General features: G+C 29.4%; 6 protein-coding genes. 5 read left to right on the plus strand and 1 reads right to left on the minus strand.

What is annotated here, in order from left to right; all coding sequences use genetic code 11:
- Positions 1-438, plus strand: a 438-nt coding sequence (locus JG780_RS10675; protein WP_287570622.1) for a transglycosylase SLT domain-containing protein, incomplete at its 5' end; no start/stop codon positions are given.
- A complete protein-coding gene (locus tag JG780_RS10680) occupies positions 422-1,186 on the plus strand; it encodes an ABC transporter ATP-binding protein (RefSeq protein ID WP_012580327.1) in 765 nt (254 codons plus the stop codon). The genes JG780_RS10675 and JG780_RS10680, both read left to right, overlap by 17 nt.
- Here the strand turns inward: JG780_RS10680 and JG780_RS10685 are convergent.
- Positions 1,183-2,151, minus strand: coding sequence for a polysaccharide pyruvyl transferase family protein (locus tag JG780_RS10685; RefSeq protein WP_287570624.1), 969 nt, complete (start codon positions 2,149-2,151; stop codon positions 1,183-1,185). The two genes, JG780_RS10680 and JG780_RS10685, sit on opposite strands and share 4 nt — an antisense overlap.
- A 65-nt stretch (positions 2,152-2,216) precedes the next feature.
- Here JG780_RS10685 and JG780_RS10690 point away from each other — a divergent pair, with 65 nt between their 5' ends.
- The 3 genes from JG780_RS10690 to coaBC are packed head-to-tail and all read left to right on the plus strand — an operon-like array spanning position 2,217 to position 4,983.
- Positions 2,217-2,963, plus strand: coding sequence for an MBL fold metallo-hydrolase (locus JG780_RS10690; RefSeq protein WP_114702531.1), 747 nt, complete (start codon positions 2,217-2,219; stop codon positions 2,961-2,963).
- Positions 2,964-3,017: 54 nt separating this feature from the next.
- The gene (panB, locus tag JG780_RS10695) at positions 3,018-3,815 is read left to right on the plus strand and encodes a 3-methyl-2-oxobutanoate hydroxymethyltransferase (RefSeq protein WP_287570626.1); all 798 of its coding nucleotides are present in this window, start codon (positions 3,018-3,020) and stop codon (positions 3,813-3,815) included.
- Position 3,816: 1 nt separating this feature from the next.
- Positions 3,817-4,983, plus strand: a complete 1,167-nt coding sequence (gene coaBC, locus JG780_RS10700; RefSeq protein ID WP_287570628.1) for a bifunctional phosphopantothenoylcysteine decarboxylase/phosphopantothenate--cysteine ligase CoaBC — start codon at positions 3,817-3,819, stop codon at positions 4,981-4,983.
- Positions 4,984-5,003 lie beyond the last annotated feature (20 nt).

The following is a 5,003-nucleotide window of genomic DNA, read 5'->3' on the forward strand; positions in this document are numbered from 1 at the left end:
GAAGCATATAACCTCCCATGTGATGAGGAGTTAATTCAAAATATTGAAAATGCAATTTTAGATGCTTCCAAAGAAACAGGAATTGATCCACTTTTAATAACTTCCGTAATAATCGTGGAAACTGAGTTTAGAAATGTAATTGGAATGCATGGCGAACTTGGAATGATGCAAATAAAACCGGAAACTGCAGAATTTGTAGCAAATTTATATAAAATCTCTACTCCACAAGAAGGTTGGAATAGAATATTATGGGACTTTAAGCTAAATATAAAAATTGGTAGTTACTATCTAAAATATCTATACGACAAATTCCATAATATAACTGATGCAGTAAAACACTATAATGGAGGAACATACAAAGATCAATACGCACAGAAAATCCTCGCAAAGTACAAAGAAATGTTAAAGGTGGCAAGTATCAATGAACGAAATTCTTAAAGTAATAAATTTAAATTTTTCATACGGAAATTTTGGAATTAAAAATTTGAATTTAAATATAAAAGAAGGGCAATTTGTAGGGATAATTGGTCCAAATGGCGCTGGAAAATCAACAACACTCAATCTTATAGCTGGTTTGTTAAAACCATATTCTGGAAAAATATTACTTTATGATAAGGATATTAGAAAGCTTTCAAGAAAGTATATTGCATCAAAAATTTCTTTTGTTCGGCAGGAATTTAACCCCACATTTGAATTTAAAGTAAAAGATATAATTGAAATGGGAGCACTTCATAAAAAAACTAGCTTTTTCAATACATTCGAAGATTCAACAAAAATAAAAGAATGTCTTTCAATGGTTGAACTCTTAGGTTACGAAGACAGATACTTTTCCACATTAAGTGGTGGGGAACAAAGAAGAGTGTTAATAGCAAGGAGCATTTATCAAGAAACTCCTGTAATAATAGTCGATGAATTAACAGCCCATTTAGATATCTCACATGCAATTCAAATAGTTGAAATACTAAAAAAGCTTACTTTAAAAGGAAAAACTGTTTTATCAGCTTTCCACAACATCAATGTTGCCTCAAAATACTGTAACTATATATATGCATTAAAAGATGGAAAAGTAATCTTTGAAGGTGCACCAATAAAAGTTATAAATAAAGAAAACATTAAAAAGCTCTATGAAAAAGAATTCTATATTATTAACCATCCTGTACATAATTATCCCGTAGTTACCTTTTAAAGATTTACTAAAAGTTTTTCAAGCTTTTCATACATTTCTTCAGCATCTTCTTTCATCTTTTTATATATATTTGGATTTACTAACTCTTTAACTTTCAAGCTTGCATCAAATAAATCATGTGCAAAATGGCTTTTGTTACTAGAATATCTATTAAAAAATCTTCTGAATTTTTCATCGTTAACAGAAATAAAAGCTTTTCCCAAAAATGCTGAAACTAGCGCTCCATGGAATCTTTCACTGACAACAATCTTACTACTTGATATCTCTTCTATGATTAGATTTGAAAACCTTGAATTTAATCCTTTGATTGAAATATTCGATAATCTTTTAGCAAGTACCTCATCTTGAGGAGAAAATGGAACATACACTACTTCATTTATTCCCTGGCTTTTTAACGTTAACAAAAGCGGGACATAATTTTTTACTCTCCTTGGAATTATTACTGCCTTATTACTTTCTTTACTACTTTCCACTTTTATACTTCCTAATTTTCTAATACCTGGATCTGTACACAAAAAAGAATTTTTATTAAAATTTTTTGCATATCTATATGAAACCGGATCTCTTGCAAAAATGTATAACTTCTTACTTTCCAATAAATTTTTCATTAAAATTCTTGATGCATAATTATAAAAAGGTCCAAAACTATTTCCAAAAAATATCAAAGGTTTTCCAAACAAAAGGGCTGTTTTAAAGAGAAGGTAATAATACATAAAGCTTTTAAAGCTTGTCTTGTCTTGTAAAACCCCTCCCCCGCCGCATATTACAACATCAGACTTTATAATAGCTTTTATAACAGAAAAAGGATTAAATCTATTATATTCATTCAACTTTTTTTTCTCTTTTGGTAATAATTCCATAACTCTATAATTTTTTTCGATCAAAAATTCCTTTATACTTTGTCTCATAAGCTCGTCACCATAATTTCCATAGCCATAATATCCAATCAATAAAACATTTTTCAAGGAATATTACCTCCTTTTAGAGAATAATTTCTATGAAAAGTATATCATAACAGTGGGGGTATTTTATGATAAAAAACATAAATAATAAAGTCTATATTATTGAAAACGAACTAGCATCAAACAGCACTTTAATTATTGGAAAAAAAGGAAACATACTGATAGACACATCTTTATTTCCAAAAAAAGCTGAAAAAATAAAAGAGTTCTCAAAAGATATTTCTGGAAAAGAAATAACTCTTGTTATTAACACTCATTATCACCCCGATCATACATTTGGAAATTCTGCATTTGATTGTCCTATAGTTGGTCACTCCCTAACAAGAAACCTTATGGAACAAATAGATGAAAAATATATAATGCAACTAGAAATTGAAGATATAAAAATAGTTCCTCCAAACATCATATTTGATAACTTTTTTGAATATGAAGATGGAGTAAAATTAACTGTTTACCATGGTCCTGGTCATACACCAGATTCATCATACATCATAATAGAAAATGAAGATATTTTAATAGCTGGTGATACTGTTATAACTGACATCCATCCTGAAATAGTAAGTGATAGTAATTTAGACGTTTGGATAAATACACTTGAAAATCTTCCGCAAGTTTCTAATATTGTTCCAGGTCATGGAAAAATTGGAAATTTCGCAGACGTAGGACTAATGAAAGAATACCTACAAAAAATTAAAAATTTAAAAAACGGCACTGTAAGTTCTACTAGCTTAGAAAATGATCCAAATTTTACAAACAGAAAATATCCAGAGCTACTAAAATGGAGCCTTGAAAATTTATTAAAAAATACCCTCTAGGAGAACTAGAGGGTATTTTTTATGTTAAAATATATTAATAGGAGTGTGATTAAAATGACAATACAAAAAATTTTAAAAATGAAAAATAAAGAAAAAATTGTTATGGTTACTGCCTATGATGCACCAACTGCAAAAATCCTTGAAAAAGCAGGCGTTGATATAATCTTAGTTGGTGATTCTTTGGGAAATAACGTTCTTGGATATGATTCAACAATTCCAGTTACTCTCGAAGAAATGATAATACACCTTCAAGCAGTCAGAAGAGGTGCACCAAACTCGTTTATTGTAGCTGACCTTCCATTTTTGTCATATGGATATAGCATAGAAGAATCTGTTAAAAATGCAGGATTGCTAATTAAAAATGGGGCAAATGCTGTAAAAATTGAAGGCGGAGCACAAAACTGTGAAATAATCCAAAAATGTTTAAACATTGGCATTCCAGTTATGGGGCACCTTGGTTTTACTCCACAATCATTGAATATGTTTGGTGGCTATAAAGTTCAAGGAAAAGAAGAAAGTGCAAAGAAAAAACTTTTAGACGATGCACTTGCACTCGAAAATTGCGGGGTATTTTCAATTGTTCTTGAAATGGTAACTGAATCCATTGCAAAAGAAATTACAGAAAAACTCTCAATACCAACAATTGGAATAGGTGCAGGAAGATATTGTGATGGACAAGTTTTAGTGTTTCATGATATTGTTGGTCTAAATCCCGAATTTAAGCCAAAATTTTCCAAAATGTATGCAAACACTTTTGAAATTATGCTAAATGCAATCGAAAAATTCAAAACGGAAGTAAAAGATAAAACTTTTCCATCAAAAGAAAACGTTTTTGAAAAAGGGGGAAAATAAATTGAATATAGTTGTTGGAGTTACAAGCGGAATTGCAATTTACAAAGCTGTAGACTTAGTTAGCAAACTTAGAAAAAATAAATTTGAAATTGATATAATAATGACTGAAAATGCAACTAAAATGATTTCTCCGGTTGTTTTTTCAGCAGTTGGTAATTGTCCAGTATATACAGATACATTTAATGTTAAAAACGGATGGATTATTCATACAGAACTTTCAAAAAAAGCTGATTTATTTGTTCTTGCACCAGCTACAGCAAACACAATTGCCAAGATTTCTTCTGGAGTTGCAGATAATCTACTTACAACAACAATATTGGCATTGCCTGAAAAAACTCCAAAAATTTTGGTCCCAACTATGAATACTCGAATGTATGAAAATAAATTAACTCAAGAAAACTTTGAAAAATTAAAAAAATTGGGTTGGTTTATTGTAGAACCCGATAGTGGTCATTTAGCATGCGGTGATGTAGGTAAAGGAAGATACCCAGAAAATGAAAAAATTATTGAAGCAATATACTATATGCTTGAAGAAAAAAGATTATCTGGCAAGAAAGTTTTAGTTACTGCAGGGCCAACAAGAGAAGAAATAGATCCAATCAGATATATTTCAAATTACTCAAGTGGAAAAATGGGGTATGAAATTGCAAAAATATCAAAAAGAATGGGGGCATACACAACTTTAATCTCAGGACCAACAAATTTAACTCCTCCATATTTTATTGATGAATTTATAAAAATTAAAACTGCTCACGAAATGTACACTCAGGTAATGAATAAATTTATAGATTACGACATTATAATAATGACTGCTGCTGTAGCTGATTACACTCCAAAAGTAAAATCAAAAGAAAAAATTAAAAAATCAGAAAATAATTTTATTCTAGAACTTGAAAGAACAAAAGATATTTTAAAAGAACTTGGAAGAAAAAAACGCAGCAATCAAATTATTATTGGATTTGCAGCTGAAACAAGTAATATAATAGAATATGGTAAACAAAAATTGATTTCAAAAAATGCTGATTATATCATTGCAAATGATGCAAATAAAGTAATGGGAAGTGATTTTTCAAGTGCATTTTTAATTTCTAAAGATAAAGTAATACAACTTGAAGGGAGCAAAGAAAAAGTTGCAAAAGATATTCTTACTAATATTATTAACAATTAATACTTTAATTTTCCCTTTTT

It is taken from the genome of Thermosipho sp. (in: thermotogales), assembly GCF_020054775.1.
Taxonomy (GTDB): Bacteria; Thermotogota; Thermotogae; order Thermotogales; family Fervidobacteriaceae; genus Thermosipho; species Thermosipho africanus.

What these genes read in the sequence shown, in the direction of transcription:
- JG780_RS10680 (WP_012580327.1), top strand. Translation starts at nt 422, where the DNA reads ATGAACGAAATTCTTAAAGTAATAAATTTAAATTTTTCATACGGAAAT.
- JG780_RS10690 (WP_114702531.1), top strand. Translation starts at nt 2,217, where the DNA reads ATGATAAAAAACATAAATAATAAAGTCTATATTATTGAAAACGAACTA.
- panB (WP_287570626.1), top strand. Translation starts at nt 3,018, where the DNA reads ATGACAATACAAAAAATTTTAAAAATGAAAAATAAAGAAAAAATTGTT.